Raw genomic sequence first — 24474 nt, forward strand, 5'->3', positions numbered from 1 at the left:
TTAGCCAATTCAATTGATCTGGGATTTTGAAAGGAGCTAGTCAAGTGAAATCACGCCTACTGGGAGGCATCGCAGCGCTGCTGCTGGCCGTCGTCGGAGCTGTACTACTTGTTGTGTACGTGCAAGGTGCCGACGCCAGAGCCGCAAAAGGAATGGACCCCATCAGTGTACTTGTTGTCAAGGATGCAGTCCCTGCCGGAACAAAAGCCGAAGATCTCGGGAGCAAAGTTGAGCTAAAGTCAATTCCACAGTCAGCGGTCGCATCAGGCGCCCTCCACGAGCTGACGGACCAGACTGGAAAAGTTACCTCTGTCAATTTGGCACCCGGGGAGCAGCTTATTGCGTCCAGGTTGGTGGCACCGGCAGAACTGGTTCCGGGAACAGTCCCGGTTCCAGATGGTATGACCGAAGTTACCTTCCTTCTCACACCCGAACGGATGCTGGGCGGTCGGCTTTCGGCCGGCGACAAAGTCACCGTCTACAGCTCGTTTAAGACCGATGAGGCCATGCCCGCGGGCACAAATATACCAGCGGGATCGAAGCAGTCGACAGGGCTCCTTTTCCACGATGTCCTCGTGACTGCTGTGCAACAGGCCCCCGCGCAAACACAAAAAGCGAGCTCTACTTCGACGGACCCTGCAGTGGCCATGCCCAATGGCTCTGCGTTCGTCACGGTGGCTAGGAGCGATGCAGACGCCTCAAAGATGGTCTTCAGTTCCGAATTCGGGACACTGTGGCTCGCCAAACAAACGGACACCACCAAGAAGAGCAATCCTCCAATCACTACATTCGGAGGGCTGTACTAATGAGTCGCTTTGTAGCCATCACTGCTGTTCGCGATTTTGAGGGCCGCGTGCGTCAAGCCATTGCCGGTGCCCTTCATGGCGAACTGCAGACTTTGTCTCCAGACGTCTTGTCCGGCGGACCGGACGATGTTTTTAGGCAGCTCAATGGTGCTCCACCCGAGGTCCTGATTCTCGGCCCAGGGGTCACCCCGGAGAATGCCTTGAAACTGGCGACTGTCTTCGATCTCCAGTATCCGGAGATCAGCCTTTTGCTCATTGCAGAACCGAGTCCCGACCTCATCCTAAGAGCCATGCATTCCGGGATACGTGATGTAGTCACCCCCGAAATAGACGTCAACGAACTCCGGGTGTTGCTTGAGCGCGCATGTCTGGCCTCGGCCAGCCGACGTAGGGGAATGGCTCCGGCCGCGGATCCAAGCCAGGAGCGCGGACGCGTCGTCGCTGTTATGTCTCCCAAAGGCGGGGTAGGAAAGACGACTGTTGCAACCAATCTGGCGATCGGATTGGGGAAGCTGGCGCCCATGGGCGTCGTCATCGTTGACCTTGACCTGCAATTCGGCGACGTTGCCTCGGGGTTGCTACTCGAACCTGAGCACTCGATCACTGAAGCCGTCCGCGGAACGGCCTCCCAGGATTCCATGGTCCTGAAGGCCTTCCTTACTGTGCATCCAGCGGGAATTTACGCCCTCTGCGCACCAAGGACACCGGCGGAATCGGACTACATCACGGCTGATCACGTCTCCCAGCTCATCAACCAGCTGGCCAGCGAGTTCAAGTATGTTGTCGTGGACACGGCTCCAGGGCTCGGCGAGCACTGCCTGGCCACTTTGGAACTGGCCACCGACGGCGTGTGGGTATGCGGCATGGACGTCCCGAGTATCCGGGGTCTTCGAAAATGCTTCAGCGTGCTGAAGGAACTTCAGCTTCTCCCCGCCGGCCGGCACACCGTATTGAACTTCGCTGATCGCAGGAGCGGAATCTCAGTACAGGACGTCGAGGCGACCATCGGGGTGCCGATCGACACAGTGATTCCCCGTTCACGGACGCTGCCTTTCAGCACCAACCGAGGTATCCCGGTGCTACAGGGCACTACACGCGATGCAGCGTCGAAGGGCTTGAAGAAGCTTGTAGACCGCTTCGATCCGAAGTGGGTATCAACTACCCACAACCAACAGCACCGACGGGTGGTTGTGTCATGAAGCTTTCAGCCCGACTCTCCAATTCACAACGTTCTCCCGAAGTGGACGGCGCCAATCCCGATTTGTCCGAAGGCATCAACTCACCGCCAACCGAGGTCCCTGCCGTCGTTGCCGTAGCCCCGTCATTGGCTCCGGTTTCTAGGTCGTCGTCACCGTTGTACCTGTCTGGCGGCCAAGAGACACCAGTTGTCGATGCGCTTGCTGGACTGAAGGAGCGCGCTGCACAGGCTCTTTTTGAACGGATGGGAACACGATTTGGTGATACATCCTCGTCCGAAGAGGAACTTCGTGCCACTGCGATTGATGAACTCTCGGCTGTAATTGACCAGGAACAGGTCCCTCTTTCGCCAGAGGAACGTAGGCGCCTCATCCGAGAGATCGCGGACGAGGTTATGGGTTACGGACCCCTTCAGCGTCTACTTGAGGATCCATCAGTCACTGAAATCATGGTCAATCGATTTGACCAGATCTATATCGAACGCCATGGCCACCTCTCCTTGACGGGTGCGCGGTTCAGTTCAGACGATCATCTTCGAAAAGTCATTGAGCGGATCGTGTCGCGTGTGGGACGTCGCATCGACGAATCTTCGCCCCTCGTTGACGCGAGGCTGGAGGACGGTTCTCGTGTGAACGCGATTATTCCTCCGCTCGCGGTGAACGGGCCCTCCCTCACCATCAGGAAATTCAGCCACGTACCCCTCACTGTGCAGAATCTCGTTGAGTGGGGTTCGCTCACGCCCGAAATCGCGGAGCTGCTTAGCGCGTGCGTTCGGGCGCGTTTGAACATCATTGTCTCCGGCGGAACCGGCACCGGTAAGACGACCCTGCTCAACGTACTGTCCTCATTCATACCTGAGGAAGACCGGATCGTGACCATCGAGGATGCCGTAGAACTTCAGCTACAGCAACAACACGTGGTACGTCTCGAGAGCCGTCCCCCGAACATTGAAGGCAAGGGCGCGATAGGCATACGGGATCTGGTACGCAATTCCCTCCGTATGAGGCCAGACCGAATCATCGTAGGCGAAGTGCGAGGCGGTGAATCCCTGGATATGTTGCAGGCCATGAACACCGGGCACGACGGTTCCCTCTCAACCGTGCATGCAAATTCACCGCGCGATGCCATTGCACGTCTGGAAACGCTAGTCCTCATGGCAGGAATGGATTTGCCGCTCCGCGCCATCCGCGAGCAAGTGTCCTCCGCGGTAGACCTTCTGGTCCAGGTCACACGGTTGCGCGACGGAAGCCGTCGAGTGACCCACGTCACCGAAGTTCAGGGGATGGAGGGGGAAATCGTGACCTTGCAGGACGCCTTCTTGTTCGACTATTCCGCCGGGATCGATCCCTTCGGCCGTTTCCTGGGTAAACCGATTCCGACAGGAATACGTCCACGGTTTCTCGATCGCTTTGCCGAACTCGGCATCGCGGTGTCTCCGGCAGTCTTCGGTGTTGAATCCGTTCCGGCAGGGAGGCGGTAGCGATGGCCTTGCTCACGACGCCCTTGGCCGGCTTTGCACTGTGTCTCGCCGCTCTCTTCGTGGTGTTCTTTGTAGTGCTCAAACCACGCCACGGTTCGGTTCCGCTCAGTCGCCGTCGTTGGGGCCATCAGCCTGAACCATCCGCCATCAGCAAAGTCTCACAGTCCACCGCCGACGCGGTGGCCGGCGTCCTTGGCGAATCTGGAGGGCCATACAACCGCGCACTGCTTTATAACGCCGGCCTGAAGATGGCTCCTGCAGACTTCACAGTTCTCGTCGCAGCATGTGCGCTCGCTGTAGGCGTGTTTGGAACATTGACCGTCAATTGGCCTGTTGGCCTTGTGGGGGCCGCGGTGACCCCTTTCCTCGCAAGGATAGTGCTGGGATTCCTCGCCGAGAAGCGGCGAGGAAAATTTGATCGTCAGCTCACCGATTCCATCCAAATGTTGATCGGCGGCCTGCGCGCCGGCCACAGCGTGATGCGCTCGATCGAAGCCGCCGCACTAGAGGCCGACGTTCCGAGTTCCGAAGAATTTGCCCGCATCGTGAACGAAACGCGTATCGGAAAGGACGCTCGCCAGGCTATCGAGGAATGCGCCGACCGCATGCAGAGCGAGGATTTTCGCTGGATAGGCCAAGCTATCCAGATCAACCGTGAAGTCGGCGGCGATCTGGCGGAGGTTCTTGAGCAAGTAGCGGCAACCATTCGAGAGCGAAGCGAGATAAAGGGCCACGTTCGGTCGCTAAGCGCCGAGGGGAAGATGTCTGCCTACATTCTGATGGCCCTTCCAATTGGCGTCGGATTGTTCATGAAGGCAGTCAACCCCGGCTATCTCGACGTGATGTTCCAGCAGCCCATCGGACTCATCATGCTTGCGGTGAGTTTCCTGCTCTTTGTCGTTGGCGGTTTCTGGATGAGCCGCATCGTCAAGATCAAGTTCTAAGGAGAACGGCAATGACTCCCATGGTTTGGCTCATCATCGCAGCGATTGTGCTGCCCTTGGCCTACTTCGCGTGGGTCCTTATCACGCTGGACAGAAAGGGTGCTTTGGCTGTCCAGACGAATCTAGGAACCGGTTTGTCGCGAGCCGGCAATCCCGAAGTTCAACGCACCTCCCTATTGCTTGGGCTTTCTAAGCGGACTACTCCTCGAAGCTACGAAGCAAAACTGGACCGATGGCTCGCAATGGCGGGCCGGCCGCAGTCCATGCCCTTGGAGAAGCTGATCATCTCGAAACCGATTGCCGCGCTGACTGGCGCCGCGATCGGCTTTCTTCTCTTCAGCAGCACACCGTCATCAACAAACCTCGGCATCGCTATCTTCTTGACGATCTTCCTCTACTTCGCGCCGGATCTTCTGATCTACAACAAGGGAATCAAGCGTCAGGAAGCGATCGAATTGGAGCTCCCTAATACCCTGGACCAGATGTTGATTGCCGTTGAAGCCGGACTTGGATTCGAATCGGCCATGGCACGGGCCGGAACAACTGGAAACGGCCCGCTGGCTCAGGAACTCACGCGGACACTTCAGGACATCCAAGTTGGGCGCCCACGCCAAGAATCCTACGAGGCGCTGGCTGCGAGGAGCACCGTTCCAGATGTCCGGAGCTTCGTCAGGGCAGTCGTCCAGGCCGACAAGTACGGAATTGGAATCGCCAAGGTACTTCGCACACAGGCGAAGCAAGCAAGAGTTAAGCGCAGGCAGCGGGCCGAGGAAAAGGCCATGAAGCTCCCCGTAAAGGTATTGTTCCCGCTGATTTTCTGTATCTTCCCGGTCCTTTTCATCGTCCTGCTTGGCCCCGCAGCCATCAACATCATCGCGGCGTTCACCTAGGACAGCTCTGCTAAACGCACCCTGCTCCAGGGTGCGTGCGGAAACTCATGACCAGCGCATCTGGGGCGCTATTGACCGACCACCCGCGAACCCAGAACCGCGGGCGGTCATCGCAGGCCCCCTCCACGGTACCCAGAGCCGGGAGGGGGCCGTCCAACGTCCAAGCCCCGGCGAACGGCCAGGCCGTCCGGGACAGCTTGGAAGCCCCAAACCTACTCCCGCCGAGCCCGCGTCAGCTCGGCCCGTGCGAACAGTTCGTCGTCGGAGGGATACGCCACTTCCTCCAGAACCAAGGGATGCGGCGCGGCCAACACCGACTTGGCATCCCTCACGCCGGCAAGCAAACGTTCATGCAACCACTCGGGACGCTCCAGGCCCTCCCCCACACGCAGTGCCGATCCCACCAAGGCGCGCACCATGTTGTGGCAAAAGGCATCCGCCTGGACGTTGGCCACCAGCACACCATCGCTGCCGCGGACGAACTCCAGCCGCTGCAGCTCGCGGATAGTGGTGGCTCCCTCGCGGGGCTTGCAGTAGGCACGGAAATCCTGGAGCCCGAGCAGCGCCGCGGCTCCCGCGTTCATCGCGTCCTCGTCCAACTCAGTCTTGTGCCACAGGGTGAGCCTGCGCAGGACAGGATCCCAGCGCTCGGCGCCATCGGCGATCCGGTAGCTGTAGCGGCGCCACAACGCTGAGAAGCGAGCGTCGAAACCATCAGGCGCCAGTCCGACGTCGTGCACTTCAATGGCGCCGGTCTCATCCTGCAGGACCCGGCTCAAAGCTCCGCGAAGCCGCCGCAGCAGCGCTGCAGAGGGGTCGATCTCGTGGCCCCTCGGCAATCCGCCCCACTCGGCCTCGGACAAATCGATGTGCGCCACTTGTCCTCGCGCGTGGACACCGGCGTCGGTCCGCCCCGCCACGGTGACCCGCACAGGACGTCGCACGATCAGCGCCAACGCCTCTTCCAACGAACCCTGCACGGTCCGGAGACCGGGCTGAAGGGCCCACCCGTTGAAAGGGCCCCCGTCGTACGAAAGATCCATCCGGACACGCAAAAACCCGCCGCCCCCCAAAACGGGGGCAGCGGGTTTTCGTTCGTTCATAGACTTAAGTCTACTGTGAAGAATTCAGTGAATTACTTCTTTTCCTCAGCGGCCGGAGCCTCTTCGGTTTCAGCAGCTTCAGCTTCGGGAGCTTCGGCTTCGGTCTCCGGGGCTTCAGCCTCAACGACCTCTTCCTCAGCAACCGGAGCGGCTTCTTCGGCGGCCGGAGCAGCCTTCTCAGCGTCCTTCTTGGCAGCAGCAGTTGCCTCGGCAACTACAGCCTGCTTCGGGGAAACCGGCTCAAGAACCAGCTCGATGACAGCCATGGGAGCGTTGTCGCCCTTGCGGTTGCCGATCTTGGTGATGCGGGTGTAGCCACCATCGCGGTTGGCAACGGCGCCGGCGATGTCGGTGAACAGCTCGTGGACGATGCCCTTGTCGCTGATCAGGCCGAGCACGCGACGGCGGGAGGACAGGTCGCCGCGCTTGGCGAAGGTCACGAGGCGCTCCGCGTACGGCTTCAGGCGCTTGGCCTTGGTGACCGTCGTGGTGATGCGCTTGTGCTCGAACAAGGCTGCTGCCAGGTTCGCGAGCATCAGGCGCTCGTGAGCCGGACCGCCTCCGAGGCGCGGACCCTTAGTGGGGGTAGGCATAGTAATTTCTCCTGTAATGAAGGCCGTCCGGGTCCGAACGTGGACTCGGTGGCCAAGATCTGCTTGTTAGAGCTCGTCGTCGCTGAACGCGGCGTCGTCCTCTTCGATGGCTGCGGCGCGGGCTGCAAGATCGAAACCGGGAGGGGAATCCTTGAGGGACAGACCCAGTTCAACCAGCTTTGCCTTGACCTCATCGATGGACTTCGCACCGAAGTTACGAATGTCCATCAGGTCAGCCTCGGAGCGGGCAACGAGTTCACCCACGGTGTGGATGCCCTCACGCTTGAGGCAGTTGTAGGAACGGACGGTGAGGTCCAGATCCTCGATCGGCAGTGCCATGTCAGCTGCCAGGGCAGCGTCCGTCGGCGACGGGCCAATCTCGATACCTTCAGCTGCGGTGTTCAGCTCACGTGCAAGACCGAACAGTTCCACCAAGGTGGTGCCTGCCGAAGCAACGGCGTCGCGCGGGGCGATAGCCTGCTTGGTCTCGACGTCGACAATCAGCTTGTCGAAGTCAGTGCGCTGCTCAACACGGGTAGCTTCCACGCGGAAGGTCACCTTCAAGACCGGCGAGTAGATCGAGTCGACCGGGATACGGCCGATCTCGGAGTCGCCGGACTTGTTCTGAGCTGCCGAAACGTAGCCGCGGCCGCGTTCGATGGTCAGTTCGAGTTCGAACTTGCCCTTCGAGTTCAGCGTGGCAATGTGCAGATCCGGGTTGTGGAATTCGACGCCGGCCGGCGGAGCGATGTCCGCGGCCGTGACGACTCCGGGGCCCTGCTTGCGCAGGTATGCAACAACCGGCTCATCGTGCTCGGAGGACACCGAGAGGTTCTTGATGTTCAGGATGATCTCAGTGACATCTTCCTTGACACCCGGAACCGTGGTGAACTCGTGCAGCACGCCATCGATCCGGATGCTGGTTACAGCAGCACCGGGGATGGAGGAGAGCAGGGTACGGCGGAGGGAGTTTCCGAGGGTGTAACCAAAGCCCGGTTCCAGCGGTTCAATGATGAAACGCGAGCGGTTCTCGGAGACTACTTCTTCAGACAGAGTGGGGCGCTGTGCAATAAGCACTTAGGTTTCCTTTCGGCGAGCATCCGCTATATGACGCAACACAGGTGGTGGAAATCGGCTTGGTTCCGGCTTTGCCGGCCGGGCGCCACGGAGCAGTCAGGCTGTTCCGTGGCGAACCCGGCCGGCAAGCCAAGAATCCAATTAGACGCGGCGGCGCTTCGGCGGGCGGCAACCGTTGTGGGCGCTGGGGGTGACGTCCTGGATGGAGCCGACCTCAAGGCCAGCGGCCTGCAGCGAACGGATTGCGGTCTCGCGTCCGGATCCCGGTCCCTTGACGAACACGTCAACCTTGCGCAGACCGTGCTCCTGGGCGCGCTTTGCAGCAGCCTCGGCAGCCATCTGGGCGGCGAACGGGGTGGACTTGCGGGAGCCCTTGAATCCAACCTCACCGGCGGAAGCCCAGGAGATTACAGCACCGTTCGGGTCCGTGATGGACACGATGGTGTTGTTAAAGGTGCTCTTGATGTGCGCCTGGCCAAGCGCGATATTCTTCTTGTCCTTCTTACGCGGCTTGCGAACCGCGCCACGAGTCTTCGGGGGCATTATTTCTCCTACAGAAAGTTTATTGGGGGAAAGTCAGCTGCTTGGGCCCACATTTGCCGGGTTCCCTAAAATCGCGCAGCGATTTTAGGGGGCGAATGGGGACTAGCGGCCGGCTTTCTTCTTGCCGGCGACGGTACGCTTCGGGCCCTTGCGGGTACGAGCGTTGGTCTTCGTACGCTGACCGCGTACGGGCAGGCCCTTGCGGTGACGCAGGCCTTCGTAGCTGCCGATTTCAACCTTGCGGCGGATATCTGCTGCTACTTCGCGGCGAAGGTCACCCTCAACCTTGTAGTTGCCTTCAATGTAGTCACGCAGCTGGACCAGCTCGGCGTCAGTCAGGTCCTTGACGCGAACGTCAGCGCTGATGCCGGTGGCAGCCAGGGTTTCGTGTGCACGGGTCTTGCCCACGCCGTAGATGTAAGTAAGCGCAATTTCCAACCGCTTTTCGCGGGGAATGTCTACGCCAGCGAGACGAGCCATAGTGGCAGTACTCCTTGAATAAACCGGAGGTCGTAGGCAGTACACCCGCACTTTCAGTGCGGCCCCAGCCTCCGACCGGGGGTTAGCTGTCCAGGCTCTGATACGTCCCGATTCAGCTTGTGCTGCCTTTATTTACTTGCGTGGGTTAGCAACCCAGGTTTGCCCTCTCGGGCGCTAGTTCCCTTGCGGGGAATTAGCCCTGGCGCTGCTTGTGGCGCGGGTTCTCGCAGATCACCATGACCCGGCCATTACGGCGGATCACTTTGCACTTGTCGCAGATCTGCTTAACGCTCGGCTTGACCTTCATGGCGTTCCTTTGCGTGTTGCAGTTGGTCAGCTGTCGCGGCAACTACCCCGGTTTCCCAAGGCTGCCGCCCAGCAATTACTTGTAACGGTAGACGATGCGACCACGTGTGAGGTCGTAAGGGCTTAGCTCCACCACTACGCGGTCCTCAGGGAGAATCCTGATGTAGTGCTGTCGCATCTTCCCCGAGATATGTGCAAGAACGATGTGCTTGTTGGTGAGCTCAACGCGAAACATCGCATTGGGCAGCGCCTCAGTCACAACGCCCTCGATCTCAATGACCCCGTCCTTCTTGGCCATATCCTCCGCTAACTGTTGTTTGCCGCAATCCTCCGGTTAGGCACCGGAAAATCTGCGGACGTTTTTTGTTTGTTTGGCCGTCCGGCTCCTACCACTCCACGAAGCAGGACTCGCGACCTGTTAAATGGGCGTGGCTGTGCAGACAACCAACAGACAACTCTACGCCAAGACGGCGCGAAAGTTAAATCCGCCCATGCTAGCGCAGACAGCGGCACGGTGTCACCCTTCACCGTGCCGCGGAGCCCCGCGAATCCCGCTAGACCGCGCCGTAGGCGGGGAAGGTGCCTGCCGCCGTCGTGATCGATTCCGCAGCCGCGACACCATCGAGGACAGCAAGGCGGACGGCGTCTGCCGCCGCGCTTTGCAGGGTAATGAGCGAAGCCTGCCTTGCTTGTTCCGAACTGCGGTCAAGCGCGACGGCGCCCGTCGCCAACGCGAACACAGTGTCGCCGTCGGCGAGGGTATGGGAAGGACTCAGCGCCCGGGCGAGGCCGGCGTGCGCGGCACTCGCGGTGCGCTTGCATTCGGCGGGGTCGAGGACCGCGTTCGTGGCGACGACGACGAGTGTGGTGTTCAGTGCCGGGGGTCCAGCCGGTTCGGAGTTGGCGGATTCCCCCCGCCCGGACGATGCGCCGATAGGCATCCCCAGCGCGTTGACCACTGCGAGCGCACCCACCACCACGCCCCCGTCCAGGGTGATGGACGCGGTCCCCACTCCCCCTTTGAACGCGCCCCGCCCGATCACGGCACCGGTACCGGCACCGACGTTTCCGCGCCCGACGTCGGCGTGCTCGCCCGACGCCGCGGCCGCACCGGCCGCTTCGTATCCCATGGCTTCGTCGGGGCGGGCGGCAAAGTCGCCGCCGCGGCCCAGGTCGAAGATTGCCGCGGCCGGAACGATCGGCACCACTCCCCCGGGCACCGCGAATCCGCGTCCTTGTTCTTCGCACCATCGCTGGGCACCGTGGGCCGTGACCAAACCGAAGGCACTCCCGCCGGTGAGCACGACGGCGTCGACCGTGGGCACCAGGGTGGTGGGGTCGAGCGCGTCCGTCTCGTGCGTGCCCGGCCCGCCGCCGCGTACGTCCACCGAACCCACCGTCCCCGGAGGCGGGAGGACAACGGTCACCCCGCTCAGCCAGCCATCGCCGGTCCGTTGGACATGTCCCACCCGGATTCCAGGCACATCAGTGATCTTGGAAGTCATGTGCCCATTCTGCTCCCCCTCACCCAAGTAGCTCGCAGTTGTTGTCGTTATGAGCCGTCTAAACGACAACAACTGCGAGCCAGTTGGGCACAAGCGGTAGTCGTGCCTCGAATGTAAACACCGCCCCACCCGTCACGAAACATCGAGTAAACAAGCGCAAAAGCCTTGTCCAACAATCCCGCGAACTGCCCTTTTTGTGACTTGACAGAGGCTCCCGTGTGGTGAGGTAAATCTAGCCGCCCCCTTGACCCACCAGTCCGAGTCCGGCGCGCCCCGATATCTGCGAACCGTTAGAGACCTCCCATGACAAGACAGCTGACTAGCAGCCCCGCGGCCACCGCGCAGGCTGTCCCGGCCCTTCAGCGCCGGGGACGTTGGTCCGGCCGAACCCGACGCGACTTCTTCGTGTTCCTGGCACTGGCCCTGCCGAACTTGGCGCTGATCGCGGTGTTCACGTATCTGCCCTTGATCAACAACATGTACTACTCGACCCTCGACTGGACCTTGGGCTCCACCTCGGCCACTGTTGTGGGCCTTGACAACTATGTCGCCTTCTTCACCAGCTCCGACGCTCCGCAAGTACTTGGCACCACCCTCGTCTTCACCGTGGTCACCGTCGGCGGTTCCATGGTGCTGGGCCCCTTGGTGGCCCTCGCCTTGAACGCGAAGGTCCGCGGCACCACATTTGCGCGTTCAGCGGTCTTCGCCCCCTACGTCCTCAGCGGCGTGGGTGTCGGCCTCGTGTGGCTGTTCATCTTCGACCCCGGATACGGCGTGCTGTCCTGGCTGCTCCGCGGCATCGGCCAGCAAAGCCCGCAGTGGATCAACGATCCGCAGCTCTCCCTCGTGATGGTCATCATCGTCTACGTGTGGAAGAACCTCGGCTATTGCGCCGTCGTGTACCTTGCCGGGCTCCAGTCACTCCCGAAGGACGTCATGGAGGCAGCGTCCCTGGACGGAGCCAACGGCCTCCGCCGCTTCATGAGCATCTCCGTTCCGCTGCTCTCGCCCACAACGTTCTTCCTCCTGATCACCACGATGATCAGCTCGCTTCAGGCCTTTGACCTCATCCGGATCATGACACCGCTGGGCAACGGCACCAGCACGCTGATCTACGAGGCGTATCTGCAAGCCTTCGGCGCCTACAACCGCGCCGGGTACTCCGCCGCCATCTCGGTGGTGCTCTTCGCCATCCTGCTCATCATCACCGTGCTCCAGTTGCGGTTCGTCGAACGGAAGGTGCACTACTCATGAGCACGCTCTCTCCCGTCAGCCCCAACCCCGCTAGCGGCGTCGGGGCCCTGAAAGCTCCCGACGGCGGTCCGGATCTCCCAGCGCGGCGTGACAAGCCGTTCTCCCGCGCAAACCTGGTCCAGACACTGGCCGGAGGTTATATCCCGCTGATCGTGGCCACGCTCGTGGTTGTCCTCCCGCTGTTGTGGATGGTGTTGAGTTCCTTCAAGCAGCCGGGCGAAATCGTCACCACTGATCTCAAGATCCTGCCGCAGGGCCTGAACCTCGATAACTACCACACGGCCATGACCACGGTGCCGTTCGCGCGGTTCTTCCTGAACAGCCTCATCGTCACCACGGTCGGCTCCACGGTCAAGGTGATCCTGGCGATCCTGACCGCCTACGCCCTGGTTTTTGTCCGCTTCCCGTTCAAGAACGTCATCTTCGTGGTGATCCTCGTGGCCCTGATGGTGCCGCCGCAGGTGTCGATCCTCCCCAACTACATTTTGATCGCGGGAATCGGCGGGAAGAACACCCTGTGGGGGATCATTCTTCCGGGCCTCGGCACGGCCTTTGGGACTTTCCTCCTTCGCCAGCATTTCAAGACGCTTCCGGCTTCCATCCTCGAAGCCGCGGAAATCGACGGCGCCGGCCATTGGCGCAGGCTGTGGCAAGTTGTCGTTCCTGTCTCGCTCCCGTCCATCGCCACCGTTGCCCTCGTCACGGTGGTCAGCGAATGGAACGACTACATCTGGCCCCTGATCATCACGGACCGGCCGGAAACCATGACCCTCCCGGTCGGCCTGACCCTGCTTCAGAACTCTGAAGGAAACGGCGCAGGCTGGGGAATCCTGATGGCCGGAGCCGTACTCGTCATCATCCCCATCCTCCTGGTCTTCGCAGCGTTGCAGCGCTACATCGTTGCCGGGCTCACCCAGGGCAGCGTCACAGGCTAGCTACACCGCACCATCCAGCGCGGCCTTCCCCGAACCCCGGCCGCACCGTCCAGACACAACCTCACCACCTTTGCATCCTTGAGAGGACCAACCATGGCAATGAACCTTGACCGTAGAAACTTCCTGGGGCTCGCCGGCCTCGGAGTCGGCGCCGCCGCCCTGGCAGCATGCGGCGGTCCGTCGACCAGCGGCAGCGCAGCGAGCAGCAGCCCTTCGGACATCGACTTCACCGGCGTCAAGCCGGCCGGTTCGTTCGACTTCTGGACCAGCCACCCCGGGCAGTCCCAGGCCGTCGAGCAATCCATCGTCGACAAGTTCCAGGCTAAGTTCCCGGACATCAAAGTGAACCTCGTGACGGCAGGCGCCAACTACGAGGAAATCGCCCAGAAGTTCCAGACCTCCCAGGCCGCCAAGTCGGCCCTCCCCGGCCTCGTAGTACTCTCGGACGTCTGGTGGTTCCGCTACTACACCAACGGCAACATCATCCCGTTGGACGGACTCATCAAGCAGCTGGACGTCAAGATTGACGACTTCCAGAAGTCCCTCGTTGCGGACTACCAATACGCCAACAAGCAGTGGGCGCTCCCCTATGGCCGTTCCACCCCGCTCTTCTACTACAACAAGGACCATTTCAAGGCCGCCGGCCTTCCGGACCGCGCTCCCAAGACGTGGCAGGAGTTCGCCGACTGGGCCCCGAAGCTCCAGGCCAGCTCGGGCGCGAAGTACGCCTACATCTACCCCGCCCTTGCCGGGTACGCCGGCTGGACCCTGCAGAACAACCTGTGGGGCTGGGGCGGCAGCTGGTCCAACGGCTGGACCTTCAACTGCGATTCCCCGGAGTCCGTCGCGGCGCTGCAGTGGGCCCAGGACTCCATCTACAAGGACAAGTGGGCCGGCGTCTCCTCCAAGAACGCCGCGGACGACTTCGCCGCAGGCATCACGTCCACCACGATCTCCTCCACCGGCGACCTGCTGGGCGTGCTGAAGTCCGCCAAGTTCAACGTCGGCGTCGGCTTCCTGCCCGGCGGACCCAAAGCCGCGACCAACGTCTGCCCCACCGGCGGAGCGGGCCTCGGGATCCCCAGCGGGGTCAGCAAGGAGGTCCAGCTCGCAGCTGCCACCTTCCTGAAATTCATGACCGAACCGGAGAACACCGCGGCGTTCTCCGCCGCGACCGGATACATGCCCACGCGCGTCTCCGCGGACATGACGGCTGTCCTCGCCAAGACCCCGCAGATCAAGACGGCCATGGACCAGCTCGCAGTGACCAAGGTGCAGGACAACGCCCGGGTGTTCCTGCCCGGTGCCGACCAGGAGATGGCCAAGGCTGCCGCGAAGATCCTCACCCAGCAAGGCGATGTCAAGGCCACCATGACGGACCTCAAGGCAACACTCGATGGCATCTACACCAAGGACGTGAAGCCCAAGCTCAAGAGCTAGCTAACTCCCCTGATACGCAAAATCCCTGGCGACACCGGAATTCCGGAGTCGCCAGGGATTTTGCGTATCGGTTTCGGGCCCGGACGTCAGGGAATCGGAACGGGCACGACGCCGAGCGGCACCAGCTGCTCCGCGCCGCCGTCGGGCGCGGAAAGCACCCAGATGCCCTTTTCGTGGACGGCGACCGAGTGCTCCCACTGGCACGAACGCTTGCCGTCGGTGGTCACCACGGTCCAGTCGTCGTCGAGGGTTGCTGTTTCAATGCTGCCGCGGACGAGCATGGGTTCAATCGCGAGGCACAGTCCCGGCCTGATCTTCGGACCGCGGTGCGTGGTGCGGTAGTTCAACACGTCAGGGGCCATGTGCATCTCGGAACCGATGCCGTGGCCTACGTAGTCTTCCAGGATGCCCAGCGGCTTTCCCGGCGCGGAGGAGACGTAGTCATCCACGGCGTTGCCGATATCGCCCACGAACTTGCCCTTCGCCAAAGCAGCGATTCCACGCCACATGGCGGCCTGGGTGACATCCGAGAGCCGCTGGTCTTCAGGATCCGCCGTCCCGACTATCACGGTGCGCGCCGAGTCGGAGTGCCAACCGTCCACGATTGCTCCGCCATCAATCGAGATGATGTCCCCGTCCTGGAGGACGCGGTCACCGGGAATGCCGTGGACTACCTCCTCGTTGACGGACGTGCAGATGGTGGCCGGGAAGCCGTGGTAACCGAGGAAATTCGACTTCGCTCCAGCGTCGATGAGGACCGCCGCAAACACAGCGTCGATCTCGCGCGTGGTCACACCTGGTTTCGCAGCTTCAACGGCCGCGTCGAGCGCTCTGCTGAGGACCAATCCGGTCTCGTGCATCTTGCGCATTTGCTCGTTGGTCTTGTATTCGATGCGGGGCTGGCCGAACGCCATGGTCTCCTCTTGTCGTGTACTGCTTGTAGTGGGCTGCAGAAGCAGATCACCCTCTGATCCCCTATTTTCCCGCATCCGCGCCCGTGCCGGAAACCGGAGCCGCAAACATGCCGGAGGCCTCACGATGCGCGGTCCGGGAGGGGTGCAGAAAAGGGCGTGTCCCGCATCCGGAGTATTTCACTCCGGATGCGGGACACGCCCTTTTCACGAGTCATGCGGCAACTAGACCGCCTTGGCAGCCTCGATGGCCAGCAACACACGGTCCGTGACCTCGTCGATGCCGCCAATGCCATCAACTCGGGTCAGGATGCCGCGTTCGGCATACTTGGCCACGACGGCCTCGGTCTGCTCGTGGTAAAGGTCCAGGCGGTGGCGGATGACACCTTCGTTGTCATCCGAGCGCCCGGTCTCCTTGGCGCGGCCCAGCAAGCGTGAAACAAGTTCCTCGTCGTCGGCCGTCAGCTGAAGCACGACGTCGAGCTTCTCTTCGGTGTCGGCGAGGATCTGGTCCAGGTATTCCACCTGGGCGGTGGTGCGCGGGTACCCGTCGAGCAGGAACCCGTTCTCGACGTCGCTCTCGCTCAGCCGGTCGCGGACCATCTTGTTGGTGACGCTGTCCGGAACGAAATCGCCGGCGTCCATGTACTTCTTGGCTTCGATACCCAGCGGGGTTTCGCCCTTGACGTTTGCACGGAAGATGTCGCCGGTGGAAATGGCGACTACGCCCAAGCGCCCGGAAATCCGCTCGGCTTGGGTTCCCTTGCCCGAACCCGGGGGTCCAATGATCAGCATTCTCGTCATCGCAAAAGCCCTTCGTAGTGACGTTGTTGTAGCTGCGCATCAATCTGCTTGACGGTTTCCAGGCCCACACCAACCATGATCAGAATTGACGTGCCACCGAACGGGAAGTTCTGGTTGGCGCTGATCAGGACAAGTGCGACCAGCGGAATCAACGCCACGAAGCCCAGGTAGAAGGCTCCGGGGAGGGTGATCCTGGAAAGCACGTACTGCAGGTAGTCCGCGGTCGGTTTACCCGCCCGGATGCCCGGAATGAACCCGCCGTACTTCTTCATGTTGTCCGAGACCTCTTCAGGGTTGAAGGTGATCGCGACGTAGAAGTAGGTGAAGAACACAATCATGACGAAGTACAGCGCCATGTAGATGGGGTGGTCGCCCTTGGTGAGGTTGTTGTTGATCCACTCAACCCACGGGGCAATGGTCTCCCCGGCCTTCGGCTGGTTGAACTGCGCAATCAGCCCCGGCAGGTAGAGCATGGAGGAAGCGAAGATGACGGGCACGACGCCGGCCATGTTCACCTTGACGGGGATGTACGTGCTTGTCCCGCCGACAGTGCGCCGGCCGATCATACGCTTCGCGTACTGGACCGGAATGCGCCGCTGTGACTGCTCCACGAAGACCACGAGGGCCACGGTCACGAGACCGATCGCCAACACCGTGAAGAAGGTGCCCGGTCCCTTGGAATTCCAGATGGCCCCAAGGGAGGTCGGGAAACCGGCTGCGATGGACGTGAAGATGAGCAGGGACATACCGTTGCCCACGCCCTTCTCGGTCACAAGTTCGCCCATCCACATGATGAGTCCCGTACCAGCCGTCAAGGTGATGACCACAAGAATCGTGGCAATGATGCTCGTGTCCGGGATGATCGGGAGCTGGCAGTTGGGCAGCAGCTGCCCGGAGCGAGCCAGCGATACCAAAGTGGTGGCGTTCAGCAGGCCCAGCGCAATGGTCAGATAACGCGTGTACTGCGTCAGCTTCGACTGGCCGGAGGCACCTTCGTCATACAGCTGCTGGAACCGCGGAATGACCACGCGGAGCAGCTGCACGATGATGCTGGCCGTGATGTACGGCATGATCCCCAGGGCAAAGATCGAAACCTGCAGCAGTGCACCACCGCTGAACAGGTTGACGAGCTGGTAGAGGCCGCCCTGGTCCTGATTGCTTGACAAACATTGCTGAACATTTTGGTAGCTCACACCAGGCGAGGGGATAAAAGCTCCCAAGCGGAAGATTGTGATGATTCCCAGCGTGAACAACAACTTGCGTCGCAGATCAGGCGTCCGAAATGCCCGGCCGAATGCGCTTAGCAAGCGTCCTCCTGAGTTAAAAGTCCAAGGGTGTCGAAAGGGGTCATTGAAACCCAACACCCGAGTCTAACGGTTTGATGCGCGATGCGAACAATCGAGGGGTGCGCGCCATATGAAAAAACTCCCGGCGCGAGGGGCCGAAGCCCTCCACACCGGGAGTCTTTCACAGCGGGCGATAGCCCCAGAGCCCTTAGAGGGCAGTGGTGGTTCCGCCTGCTGCTGCGATCTTCTCAGCAGCGCTGGAGGAGAAAGCGTGGGCGGTGACGTCAACCTTGACGGTGATGTCGCCGGTGCCCAGCACCTTGACGGGCTGGTTCTTGCGAACGGCACCCTTCTCAACCAGTGCCTCGACGGTGACAGCGCCACCTTCCGGGAACAGCTCGTTGAGCTTGTCCAGGTTCACAACCTGGAACTCAACCCGGAACGGGTTCTTGAAGCCGCGAAGCTTCGGCAGGCGCATGTGCAGCGGCAGCTGGCCGCCGGCAAAGCCAGCCTTGACCTGGTAGCGGGCCTTCGTACCCTTGGTACCGCGACCGGCGGTCTTACCCTTGGAGCCTTCACCACGACCAACACGGGTCTTGGCAGTCTTGGCACCGGGGGCGGGACGCAGGTGGTGGACCTTCAGAGTGTTCTGCTTGTCGGCAGCCTCTGCGGCAGTCTTGTTCTCAGCCATTACTTCGCCTCCTCTACATTCACGAGGTGCGGAACCGTGTTGAGCATTCCGACAGTCACGGCGTCGGCGCTGCGGACAACGGTGTGTCCGATGCGCTTGAGGCCGAGGGACCGCAGGGTTTCACGCTGGTTCTGCTTGGCGCCGATGACGCCCTTGATCTGGGTGATCTCCAACTGAGCGTCGGAGGGAGTCAGGTTCTTAGCCATGACTAGACACCTGCCTTCTGGTTCTGGAGTGCGCGCACCAGAGCAGCAGGAGCAACCTCGTCCAGCGGCAGGCCACGGCGGGCTGCCACGGAAGCGGGCTCTTCCAGTCGCTTCAGGGCGTCAACAGTCGCGTGAACGATGTTGATGGCGTTCGAGGAACCGAGCGACTTGGAGAGAACGTCGTGGATACCGACGCATTCCAGTACCGCGCGGACCGGACCACCGGCGATAACACCGGTACCCGGGGAAGCCGGACGCAGCATGACAACGCCTGCTGCGGCCTCACCCTGCACGCGGTGCGGGATGGTGTTGCCAACGCGGGGAACGCGGAAGAAGGACTTCTTAGCCTCTTCAACGCCCTTCGCGATAGCTGCCGGAACTTCCTTCGCCTTGCCGTAGCCAACGCCAACCAGGCCGTTGCCGTCACCGACGACGACGAGTGCGGTGAAGCTGAAGCGACGACCACCCTTGACGACCTTGGCAACACGGTTGATGGTTACAACGCGCTCTACGAACTGGCTCTTCTCGGCCTCGCGACCGCCGTCGCGGCCACCACGGCCACCACGGTCGCCGCGGCCCTGGCCACGGTCACCACGCTCGCCACGACGGCCGCCGCGGCGGTCGTCGGTGGCAGCAGCAGTCTCAGTTGCCTCAGCAGCTGCAGCTTCAGTCACCTGAATGTCCTTTTCGTTATTCTCAACGGTCACAGTGCCAGCCCACCTTCACGTGCGCCGTCAGCGACGGCGGCGATCCGGCCGTGGTACTTGTTACCACCGCGGTCGAAGACAACAGCTTCGATGCCTGCAGCCTTGGCACGCCCGGCAACGAGCTCGCCGACGCGCTTGGCCTTGGCAGTCTTGTCGCCGTCGAATGCACGAAGGTCAGCTTCCAAAGTGGAAGCGTAAGCCACGGTTACACCCTTGCTGTCATCGACAACCTGGACGAAGATGTGGCGTGCGGAGCGGTTGACGACCAGACGAGGACGAACAGCCGTGCCGGTGATGCGCTTGCGGATACGAAGCTGGCGACGGCTGCGTGCAGCAGACTTGCTCTTGTTCGTACGCTTCTTGTTAATTGCGATGGCCATGGTTTACTTACCAGCCTTTCCGACCTTGCGGCGGATAACTTCGCCGGCGTAACGGACACCCTTGCCCTTGTAGGGGTCGGGCTTGCGCAGCTTGCGAATGTTGGCAGCAACCTCGCCGACCTGCTGCTTTGAGATACCAGCGACGGAGAGCTTGGTCGGCCCCTCCACCGTGAAGGTGATGCCTTCCGGAGCGGAGACATTGACCGGGTGGCTGAAGCCGAGAGCGAACTCAAGGTCAGAACCCTTGGCCTGAACGCGGTAACCGGTACCAACGATTTCAAGCTTCTTTTCGTAGCCCTTGGTGACGCCCTCGATCATGTTGGCGATCAGGGTACGGGTCAGGCCGTGCAGGGAACGCGAAGCGCGCTCGTCGTTCGGGCGGGTGACAGTCAAGGTGCTTTCGTCCAGGGTGACCTCGATCGGGCTGGCTACAGTGTGGCTCAGCTCGCCTTTGGTGCCCTTGACGTTGATGACAGAGCCATCAACCTTAACTTCAACGCCGGCAGGAACGGTGATGGGGAGACGTCCAATACGTGACATTATTCTCTTCCTTTCCCGTTACCAGACGTACGCGAGGACTTCGCCGCCCACGCCCTTCTTGCCGGCCTGCTTGTCAGTCAGGAGGCCGGAAGAGGTGGACAGGATTGCGATACCCAGGCCACCCAGAACGTGAGGCAGGTTGGTGGACTTCGCGTAAACGCGGAGACCAGGCTTGGAAATGCGGCGGACACCAGCAATCGAACGCTCGCGGTTCGGACCGAACTTGAGGTCGATGGTCAGCTTCTTGCCGACTTCGGCTTCCTCTTCCTTCCAAGCAGCGATGTAGCCTTCTGCCTTCAGGATGTCGGCAACGCGTGCCTTGAGCTTGCTGTACGGCATGCTCACGGTGTCGTGGTATGCCGAGTTGGCGTTGCGCAGACGCGTAAGCATGTCTGCGACAGGATCTGTCATAGTCATTGTGGGCTCTTGCCCTTCCTCGTAATGGTTTCCGCGTGGGCTACAAAGCAGCCGCGGCCGGACCTACTACGTAGTTATTAGTCTTCGGATTTGAACGGGAAGCCAAGTGCCTTGAGCAGCGCACGGCCTTCGTCATCGGTCTTTGCAGTGGTGACAACCGTGATGTCCATACCGCGAACGCGGTCGATGGAGTCCTGGTCGATTTCGTGGAACATAACCTGCTCGGTCAGACCGAAGGTGTAGTTGCCGTTGCCGTCGAACTGCTTGCCGTTGAGGCCGCGGAAGTCGCGGATACGGGGCAGTGCGAGGGTGACGAGGCGGTCCACGAACTCCCACATACGGTCCCCACGCAGAGTTGCGTGTGCACCGATGGGCATGCCTTCGCGCAGCTTGAACTGTGCAATCGACTTGCGGGCCTTGGTTACCTGCGGCTTCTGGCCGGTGATCAGGGTGAGGTCGCGGACGGCGCCGTCGATCAGCTTGGAGTCCTTGGCGGCATCTCCAACACCCATGTTCACAACAACCTTCACCAGGCGGGGAACCTGGTTCACGTTCTCGTACTTGAATTCCTCAACCAGGGTCTGCTTGATGGAATCGGCGTACTTCGTCTTCAGACGCGGAACGATCTTCGCTGGAGTCTCGAGAGTCTCAGTCATTAGATGTCCTTCCCGGATGCCTTGGACACGCGGACACGGACGGTCTTGGAGACGCCGTCCTTCTCCACGGTCTCGAGACGGAAACCAACGCGGGTCGGCTTCTTGGTCGAGGGGTCAACAAGAGCAACGTTGGAGACGTGGATCGGGGCCTCAACGACCTCGATGCCACCGGTCTTGGTGCCGCGCTGCGACTGACCGACCTTGGTGTGCTTGGTGACTCGGTTGATGCCTTCTACGAGGAGGCGGTTGGCCTCCGGGTAAACGCGCAAGACCTTGCCCTGCTTGCCGCGGTCGCCGCCGCGCTCCTGCTTGGCTCCGGTGATGACCTGAACGAGGTCACCCTTCTTGATTTTAGCCATGGACTAAAGCACCTCCGGGGCCAGGGAGACGATCTTCATGAACTTCTTGTCACGGAGTTCACGACCAACCGGGCCGAAGATACGGGTACCGCGGGGGTCGCCGTCGTTCTTCAGAATCACAGCTGCGTTCTCGTCAAACTTGATGTAGGAACCATCCGCACGGCGGCGTTCCTTCTTGGTACGAACGATGACAGCCTTGACGACGTCACCCTTCTTTACGTTGCCGCCCGGGATAGCGTCCTTGACGGTTGCGACAATGACGTCGCCAATGCCTGCGTAGCGACGGCCGGATCCACCGAGAACGCGAATGGTAAGGATTTCCTTAGCACCCGTGTTGTCGGCGACCTTCAGTCGCGACTCCTGCTGAATCAATTTTTACTCCTTGCGTCGCGCCGGTTCTCAGACCGAAATGGAGCATACGGAATGAGCCTTGCGGAACGGTTGATCGGGGTGTCTCTTGACCTGCCTGGATTTTGCCAGAGCAGGCCTAAACTCCCGTGCCGCCAGCATCAGCTTCCCTTGCGGAAATAACTGCGCGGGGCAGTATGCCGCGGCACGATTGTTTACGAGGTGGTTGTTGACGCACAACTGGCGCCATACAAACTCAATATCCTAGCACGTTTCATGCTAGGGACCGAAACGCGGAAAGACCCGCATTCCTTCCGGAATACGGGCCTTCCACCAATCCATATCGCTGCCGGACAAAGCCCGGCGCGGGATTACTTAGCCTTTTCGAGGATCTCGACCAGGCGCCACCGCTTTGTAGCGGACAGCGGGCGGGTCTCAGAGATCAGAACGAGGTCGCCGATGCCGGCGGTGTTCTGCTCGTCGTGAGCCTTGATCTTCGAGGTGCGGCGAATGACCTTGCCGTACAGAGCGTGCTTCACGCGGTCTTCGACCTGAACAACGATGGTCTTTTCCATCTTGTCAGAGACAACGTAGCCGCGACGCGTCTTACGGTAACCGCGCTGTTCAGCGCTGGCTGCTGCTTCCGTCACAGTTTCCTTCTGTTCGCTCACTTGGCGTCCTCTCCAGCCTCGGCTTCGGCCTTTTCAGCCTTGGCTTCTGCCTTCTTGGACTTCTTTTCTTCCTTGGCTTCCACAACCGGTGCGGCAACCTCGGCACGAATGCCCAGCTCGCGCTCACGGAGAACGGTGTAGATGCGTGCGATGTCCTTCTTTACCGCGCGCAGACGACCGTGGTTCTCCAGCTGTCCGGTGGCGGACTGGAAACGCAGGTTGAACAGCTCTTCCTTGGACTTGCGGAGTTCTTCAACGAGACGCTCGTTGTCGAAACCGTCCAGCTGTGCGGGTGCGAGATCCTTCGACCCTACTGCCATTTCTATTCACCACCTTCGCGACGCACAATGCGTGCCTTCAACGGCAGCTTGTGGATTGCCAGGCGCAGTGCCTCGCGAGCTACCTCTTCATTGACACCGGCGAGCTCGAAGAGAACGCGGCCCGGCTTGACGTTTGCGACCCACCATTCCGGAGAACCCTTACCGGAACCCATGCGGGTTTCGGCCGGCTTCTTCGTCAGCGGACGGTCCGGATAGATGTTGATCCAGACCTTGCCGCCACGCTTGATGTGGCGGGTCATCGCGATACGGGCAGACTCGATCTGACGGTTCGTGACGTAGGCCGGGCTCAGCGCCTGGATGCCGTACTCACCGAAAGTGACCTTGGTGCCGCCCGTTGCAGCGCCGGAACGACCCGGGTGGTGCTGCTTACGGTGCTTGACTCGACGTGGGATAAGCATTTAAGCCTGTCCTCCTTCTGCTGCGGGAGCAGCAGCTTCAGCTGCCGGAGCCTCTGCAGCAACAGGTGCTGCGTCAGCTGCCGGACGGTCGGTACGACGACGGCGGTCACCACGGTCGGCGCCACCCGGGCGGCCCGGGCGGTCGCTCGGACCACGGCCGCGGGACGGAGCAGCAGCTGCCTGCTGAGCCAGTTCCTTGGCAGTGACGTCGCCCTTGTAGATCCAAACCTTCACGCCGATGCGGCCGAAGGTGGTCTTGGCTTCGTAGAAGCCGTAGTCGATGTTCGCACGCAGGGTGTGCAGCGGCACACGGCCTTCGCGGTAGAACTCCGAGCGGGACATTTCTGCGCCACCCAGTCGACCGGAGCAAGCAATACGGATACCCTTGGCACCCGCACGCTGCGCGGACTGCATGGCCTTCTTCATCGCACGGCGGAAAGCCACGCGGGAAGTCAGCTGCTCAGCAACGCCCTGGGCAACAAGCTGGGCTTCCATCTCGGGGTTCTTGACCTCGAGGATGTTCAGCTGGACCTGCTTGCCGGTGAGCTTTTCGAGCTCGCCGCGAATGCGGTCCGCCTCTGCGCCGCGGCGGCCGATGACGATGCCCGGGCGAGCCGTGTGGATGTCCACGCGGACACGGTCACGGGTGCGCTCGATTTCGACCTTGGCGATGCCAGCGCGCTCCATGCCCGTGGACATGAGCTGGCGGATGCGGATGTCTTCGCGAACGAAGTCCTTGTACCGCTGGCCAGCCTTGGTGCTGTCAGCAAACCAGTGCGATACGTGATCGGTGGTGATGCCGAGTCGGAACCCGTGCGGGTTTACTTTCTGTCCCACTTAGCGAGCCTCCTCTTTCTCCGGGGTAGCGACTACCACGGTGATGTGGCTCGTGCGCTTCTTGATCTGAAATGCGCGACCCTGAGCACGCGGCTGGAACCGCTTCATGGTCGGGCCTTCATCAACAAACGCTTCGCTGATGTAGAGGTCTCCTTCGTCAAAGGCAACGCCGTCGCGGTCCGCGAGGACCCGTGCGTTTGCCATTGCCGACTGAACTACCTTGAATACCGGCTCCGAAGCTGCCTGTTCGGCGAACTTCAGAATTGCCAGAGCCTCATTCGCTTGCTTACCACGAACAAGGTTGACGACGCGCCGGGCCTTCATAGGCGTTACGCGGATGTGACGCGCAATAGCCTTGGCTTCCATTGC

Annotated in this window: 33 protein-coding genes; 8 read left to right on the top strand and 25 right to left on the bottom strand. The window is 61.2% G+C overall.

All coding sequences use genetic code 11. The annotated features are described in order from the left end of the window. Positions 1 to 44 precede the first annotated feature (44 nt). From cpaB to QRN45_RS15280, 5 genes are read left to right on the top strand one after another with little or no spacing between them, the layout of a single operon-like run. On the top strand, positions 45 to 806 hold the full coding sequence (gene cpaB / locus QRN45_RS15260) for a Flp pilus assembly protein CpaB (RefSeq protein ID WP_264636739.1): 762 nt from the start codon (positions 45 to 47) through the stop codon (positions 804 to 806). Next, complete coding sequence (locus QRN45_RS15265; RefSeq protein WP_241707131.1) at positions 806 to 2005, top strand: CpaE/TadZ family protein; 1200 nt, start codon at positions 806 to 808, stop codon at positions 2003 to 2005. The genes cpaB and QRN45_RS15265 overlap by 1 nt, the downstream gene beginning before the upstream one ends. Beyond that, the gene (locus QRN45_RS15270; RefSeq protein ID WP_241707130.1) at positions 2002 to 3483 is read left to right on the top strand and encodes a TadA family conjugal transfer-associated ATPase; all 1482 of its coding nucleotides are present in this window, start codon (positions 2002 to 2004) and stop codon (positions 3481 to 3483) included. Before QRN45_RS15265 ends, QRN45_RS15270 begins: the two co-directional genes overlap by 4 nt. A 2-nt stretch (positions 3484 to 3485) precedes the next feature. Then, on the top strand, positions 3486 to 4427 hold the full coding sequence (locus QRN45_RS15275) for a type II secretion system F family protein (protein ID WP_264636740.1): 942 nt from the start codon (positions 3486 to 3488) through the stop codon (positions 4425 to 4427). Between the two features lie 11 nt (positions 4428 to 4438). Next, a complete protein-coding gene (locus QRN45_RS15280) occupies positions 4439 to 5317 on the top strand; it encodes a type II secretion system F family protein (protein WP_241707128.1) in 879 nt (292 codons plus the stop codon). Positions 5318 to 5529: 212 nt separating this feature from the next. Here QRN45_RS15280 and QRN45_RS15285 read toward each other — a convergent pair whose 3' ends face one another. The 8 genes from QRN45_RS15285 to QRN45_RS15320 all read right to left on the bottom strand — a co-directional run bounded on the left by QRN45_RS15285 (position 5530) and on the right by QRN45_RS15320 (position 10924). Beyond that, positions 5530 to 6420, bottom strand: coding sequence for a tRNA pseudouridine synthase A (locus QRN45_RS15285; RefSeq protein WP_284763874.1), 891 nt, complete (start codon positions 6418 to 6420; stop codon positions 5530 to 5532). Positions 6421 to 6452: 32 nt separating this feature from the next. Further along, the gene (gene rplQ, locus QRN45_RS15290) at positions 6453 to 7013 is read right to left on the bottom strand and encodes a 50S ribosomal protein L17 (protein ID WP_241707126.1); all 561 of its coding nucleotides are present in this window, start codon (positions 7011 to 7013) and stop codon (positions 6453 to 6455) included. Between the two features lie 66 nt (positions 7014 to 7079). Continuing rightward, positions 7080 to 8090, bottom strand: coding sequence for a DNA-directed RNA polymerase subunit alpha (locus QRN45_RS15295; RefSeq protein WP_011692778.1), 1011 nt, complete (start codon positions 8088 to 8090; stop codon positions 7080 to 7082). A 141-nt stretch (positions 8091 to 8231) separates the two neighbouring features. Further along, on the bottom strand, positions 8232 to 8633 hold the full coding sequence (gene rpsK / locus QRN45_RS15300) for a 30S ribosomal protein S11 (RefSeq protein ID WP_028265083.1): 402 nt from the start codon (positions 8631 to 8633) through the stop codon (positions 8232 to 8234). Between the two features lie 102 nt (positions 8634 to 8735). Then, complete coding sequence (rpsM, locus tag QRN45_RS15305; protein WP_011775569.1) at positions 8736 to 9113, bottom strand: 30S ribosomal protein S13; 378 nt, start codon at positions 9111 to 9113, stop codon at positions 8736 to 8738. A gap of 193 nt (positions 9114 to 9306) precedes the next feature. Then, positions 9307 to 9420 (bottom strand): 50S ribosomal protein L36, encoded by a 114-nt coding sequence (gene rpmJ / locus QRN45_RS15310; protein WP_011775570.1) that lies wholly within the window; start codon positions 9418 to 9420, stop codon positions 9307 to 9309. A 75-nt stretch (positions 9421 to 9495) separates the two neighbouring features. After that, positions 9496 to 9717, bottom strand: coding sequence for a translation initiation factor IF-1 (gene infA, locus QRN45_RS15315; protein WP_009358723.1), 222 nt, complete (start codon positions 9715 to 9717; stop codon positions 9496 to 9498). Positions 9718 to 9973: 256 nt separating this feature from the next. Beyond that, positions 9974 to 10924 (bottom strand): P1 family peptidase, encoded by a 951-nt coding sequence (locus QRN45_RS15320; RefSeq protein WP_284763875.1) that lies wholly within the window; start codon positions 10922 to 10924, stop codon positions 9974 to 9976. Between the two features lie 303 nt (positions 10925 to 11227). Between QRN45_RS15320 and QRN45_RS15325 the strand changes: the two genes are divergently transcribed. The 3 genes from QRN45_RS15325 (at position 11228) to QRN45_RS15335 (ending at position 14553) form a co-directional block, all read left to right on the top strand. Beyond that, positions 11228 to 12178 (top strand): carbohydrate ABC transporter permease, encoded by a 951-nt coding sequence (locus tag QRN45_RS15325; RefSeq protein WP_284763876.1) that lies wholly within the window; start codon positions 11228 to 11230, stop codon positions 12176 to 12178. Next, a complete protein-coding gene (locus tag QRN45_RS15330; RefSeq protein WP_284763877.1) occupies positions 12175 to 13113 on the top strand; it encodes a carbohydrate ABC transporter permease in 939 nt (312 codons plus the stop codon). The genes QRN45_RS15325 and QRN45_RS15330 overlap by 4 nt, the downstream gene beginning before the upstream one ends. Before the next feature lie 93 nt (positions 13114 to 13206). Further along, entirely contained in the window at positions 13207 to 14553 is a 1347-nt protein-coding gene (locus QRN45_RS15335; protein ID WP_284763879.1) for an ABC transporter substrate-binding protein, read from the top strand. An 86-nt stretch (positions 14554 to 14639) separates the two neighbouring features. Here the strand turns inward: QRN45_RS15335 and map are convergent, their stop codons facing one another. From map to rplV, 17 genes are all read right to left on the bottom strand, one after another. Beyond that, on the bottom strand, positions 14640 to 15467 hold the full coding sequence (gene map / locus QRN45_RS15340) for a type I methionyl aminopeptidase (protein WP_264636746.1): 828 nt from the start codon (positions 15465 to 15467) through the stop codon (positions 14640 to 14642). Positions 15468 to 15689: 222 nt separating this feature from the next. Next, entirely contained in the window at positions 15690 to 16259 is a 570-nt protein-coding gene (locus QRN45_RS15345) for an adenylate kinase (RefSeq protein WP_264637975.1), read from the bottom strand. A 5-nt stretch (positions 16260 to 16264) separates the two neighbouring features. After that, on the bottom strand, positions 16265 to 17575 hold the full coding sequence (gene secY / locus QRN45_RS15350) for a preprotein translocase subunit SecY (protein ID WP_241707095.1): 1311 nt from the start codon (positions 17573 to 17575) through the stop codon (positions 16265 to 16267). Positions 17576 to 17762: 187 nt separating this feature from the next. Continuing rightward, the gene (rplO, locus tag QRN45_RS15355) at positions 17763 to 18245 is read right to left on the bottom strand and encodes a 50S ribosomal protein L15 (protein WP_078108096.1); all 483 of its coding nucleotides are present in this window, start codon (positions 18243 to 18245) and stop codon (positions 17763 to 17765) included. Further along, on the bottom strand, positions 18245 to 18451 hold the full coding sequence (gene rpmD, locus QRN45_RS15360; RefSeq protein ID WP_078108095.1) for a 50S ribosomal protein L30: 207 nt from the start codon (positions 18449 to 18451) through the stop codon (positions 18245 to 18247). Before rpmD ends, rplO begins: the two co-directional genes overlap by 1 nt. A 2-nt stretch (positions 18452 to 18453) precedes the next feature. Then, complete coding sequence (rpsE, locus tag QRN45_RS15365; protein WP_171983517.1) at positions 18454 to 19125, bottom strand: 30S ribosomal protein S5; 672 nt, start codon at positions 19123 to 19125, stop codon at positions 18454 to 18456. A 29-nt stretch (positions 19126 to 19154) separates the two neighbouring features. Beyond that, positions 19155 to 19538 (bottom strand): 50S ribosomal protein L18, encoded by a 384-nt coding sequence (gene rplR, locus QRN45_RS15370; protein WP_059387369.1) that lies wholly within the window; start codon positions 19536 to 19538, stop codon positions 19155 to 19157. 3 nt (positions 19539 to 19541) lie between these two features. Then, the gene (gene rplF, locus QRN45_RS15375) at positions 19542 to 20078 is read right to left on the bottom strand and encodes a 50S ribosomal protein L6 (protein ID WP_059387368.1); all 537 of its coding nucleotides are present in this window, start codon (positions 20076 to 20078) and stop codon (positions 19542 to 19544) included. An 18-nt stretch (positions 20079 to 20096) separates the two neighbouring features. Beyond that, positions 20097 to 20495, bottom strand: a complete 399-nt coding sequence (rpsH, locus tag QRN45_RS15380; RefSeq protein ID WP_028265096.1) for a 30S ribosomal protein S8 — start codon at positions 20493 to 20495, stop codon at positions 20097 to 20099. A gap of 77 nt (positions 20496 to 20572) precedes the next feature. Beyond that, positions 20573 to 21151 (bottom strand): 50S ribosomal protein L5, encoded by a 579-nt coding sequence (gene rplE / locus QRN45_RS15385; protein WP_059387367.1) that lies wholly within the window; start codon positions 21149 to 21151, stop codon positions 20573 to 20575. Then, complete coding sequence (gene rplX, locus QRN45_RS15390; RefSeq protein ID WP_078108092.1) at positions 21151 to 21510, bottom strand: 50S ribosomal protein L24; 360 nt, start codon at positions 21508 to 21510, stop codon at positions 21151 to 21153. Before rplX ends, rplE begins: the two co-directional genes overlap by 1 nt. A gap of 3 nt (positions 21511 to 21513) precedes the next feature. Beyond that, positions 21514 to 21882 carry a 50S ribosomal protein L14 gene (rplN, locus tag QRN45_RS15395; RefSeq protein WP_003803789.1) on the bottom strand — a complete coding sequence of 123 codons (369 nt, stop codon included), beginning with the start codon at positions 21880 to 21882 and terminating at the stop codon, positions 21514 to 21516. A gap of 347 nt (positions 21883 to 22229) precedes the next feature. Beyond that, the gene (gene rpsQ / locus QRN45_RS15400) at positions 22230 to 22529 is read right to left on the bottom strand and encodes a 30S ribosomal protein S17 (protein ID WP_059387365.1); all 300 of its coding nucleotides are present in this window, start codon (positions 22527 to 22529) and stop codon (positions 22230 to 22232) included. Beyond that, positions 22526 to 22849 (bottom strand): 50S ribosomal protein L29, encoded by a 324-nt coding sequence (gene rpmC, locus QRN45_RS15405; RefSeq protein ID WP_059387364.1) that lies wholly within the window; start codon positions 22847 to 22849, stop codon positions 22526 to 22528. The genes rpsQ and rpmC overlap by 4 nt, the downstream gene beginning before the upstream one ends. Before the next feature lie 2 nt (positions 22850 to 22851). After that, positions 22852 to 23268, bottom strand: a complete 417-nt coding sequence (gene rplP / locus QRN45_RS15410) for a 50S ribosomal protein L16 (RefSeq protein ID WP_028265101.1) — start codon at positions 23266 to 23268, stop codon at positions 22852 to 22854. Then, the gene (gene rpsC, locus QRN45_RS15415; RefSeq protein WP_028265102.1) at positions 23269 to 24105 is read right to left on the bottom strand and encodes a 30S ribosomal protein S3; all 837 of its coding nucleotides are present in this window, start codon (positions 24103 to 24105) and stop codon (positions 23269 to 23271) included. Further along, a complete protein-coding gene (gene rplV, locus QRN45_RS15420; protein ID WP_028265103.1) occupies positions 24106 to 24471 on the bottom strand; it encodes a 50S ribosomal protein L22 in 366 nt (121 codons plus the stop codon). Positions 24472 to 24474 lie beyond the last annotated feature (3 nt).

The sequence above is a fragment of the Arthrobacter sp. efr-133-R2A-63 genome, assembly GCF_030209795.1.
Classification (GTDB): Bacteria; Actinomycetota; Actinomycetes; order Actinomycetales; family Micrococcaceae; genus Arthrobacter; species Arthrobacter bambusae_A.

Bases quoted from the DNA above. Each gene is read 5' to 3' on its own strand.
- rplV (WP_028265103.1), bottom strand. From the start codon at position 24,471: ATGGAAGCCAAGGCTATTGCGCGTCACATCCGCGTAACGCCTATGAAG.
- rplE (WP_059387367.1), bottom strand. From the start codon at position 21,151: ATGACTGAGACTCTCGAGACTCCAGCGAAGATCGTTCCGCGTCTGAAG.
- QRN45_RS15280 (WP_241707128.1), top strand. From the start codon at position 4,439: ATGACTCCCATGGTTTGGCTCATCATCGCAGCGATTGTGCTGCCCTTG.
- QRN45_RS15325 (WP_284763876.1), top strand. From the start codon at position 11,228: ATGACAAGACAGCTGACTAGCAGCCCCGCGGCCACCGCGCAGGCTGTC.
- rplR (WP_059387369.1), bottom strand. From the start codon at position 19,538: ATGGCCATCGCAATTAACAAGAAGCGTACGAACAAGAGCAAGTCTGCT.
- rpsK (WP_028265083.1), bottom strand. From the start codon at position 8,633: ATGCCCCCGAAGACTCGTGGCGCGGTTCGCAAGCCGCGTAAGAAGGAC.
- map (WP_264636746.1), bottom strand. From the start codon at position 15,467: ATGGCGTTCGGCCAGCCCCGCATCGAATACAAGACCAACGAGCAAATG.
- QRN45_RS15320 (WP_284763875.1), bottom strand. From the start codon at position 10,924: ATGACTTCCAAGATCACTGATGTGCCTGGAATCCGGGTGGGACATGTC.
- QRN45_RS15345 (WP_264637975.1), bottom strand. From the start codon at position 16,259: ATGCTGATCATTGGACCCCCGGGTTCGGGCAAGGGAACCCAAGCCGAG.
- rpmD (WP_078108095.1), bottom strand. From the start codon at position 18,451: ATGGCTAAGAACCTGACTCCCTCCGACGCTCAGTTGGAGATCACCCAG.
- rplP (WP_028265101.1), bottom strand. From the start codon at position 23,268: ATGCTTATCCCACGTCGAGTCAAGCACCGTAAGCAGCACCACCCGGGT.
- rpmJ (WP_011775570.1), bottom strand. From the start codon at position 9,420: ATGAAGGTCAAGCCGAGCGTTAAGCAGATCTGCGACAAGTGCAAAGTG.
- QRN45_RS15285 (WP_284763874.1), bottom strand. From the start codon at position 6,420: ATGAACGAACGAAAACCCGCTGCCCCCGTTTTGGGGGGCGGCGGGTTT.
- QRN45_RS15275 (WP_264636740.1), top strand. From the start codon at position 3,486: ATGGCCTTGCTCACGACGCCCTTGGCCGGCTTTGCACTGTGTCTCGCC.
- rplO (WP_078108096.1), bottom strand. From the start codon at position 18,245: ATGGCTGAGAACAAGACTGCCGCAGAGGCTGCCGACAAGCAGAACACT.
- rplQ (WP_241707126.1), bottom strand. From the start codon at position 7,013: ATGCCTACCCCCACTAAGGGTCCGCGCCTCGGAGGCGGTCCGGCTCAC.
- QRN45_RS15265 (WP_241707131.1), top strand. From the start codon at position 806: ATGAGTCGCTTTGTAGCCATCACTGCTGTTCGCGATTTTGAGGGCCGC.
- QRN45_RS15335 (WP_284763879.1), top strand. From the start codon at position 13,207: ATGGCAATGAACCTTGACCGTAGAAACTTCCTGGGGCTCGCCGGCCTC.
- QRN45_RS15330 (WP_284763877.1), top strand. From the start codon at position 12,175: ATGAGCACGCTCTCTCCCGTCAGCCCCAACCCCGCTAGCGGCGTCGGG.
- rpsH (WP_028265096.1), bottom strand. From the start codon at position 20,495: ATGACTATGACAGATCCTGTCGCAGACATGCTTACGCGTCTGCGCAAC.
- rplX (WP_078108092.1), bottom strand. From the start codon at position 21,510: ATGGCTAAAATCAAGAAGGGTGACCTCGTTCAGGTCATCACCGGAGCC.
- rplF (WP_059387368.1), bottom strand. From the start codon at position 20,078: ATGTCACGTATTGGACGTCTCCCCATCACCGTTCCTGCCGGCGTTGAA.
- rpmC (WP_059387364.1), bottom strand. From the start codon at position 22,849: ATGGCAGTAGGGTCGAAGGATCTCGCACCCGCACAGCTGGACGGTTTC.
- infA (WP_009358723.1), bottom strand. From the start codon at position 9,717: ATGGCCAAGAAGGACGGGGTCATTGAGATCGAGGGCGTTGTGACTGAG.
- QRN45_RS15270 (WP_241707130.1), top strand. From the start codon at position 2,002: ATGAAGCTTTCAGCCCGACTCTCCAATTCACAACGTTCTCCCGAAGTG.
- rpsM (WP_011775569.1), bottom strand. From the start codon at position 9,113: ATGGCTCGTCTCGCTGGCGTAGACATTCCCCGCGAAAAGCGGTTGGAA.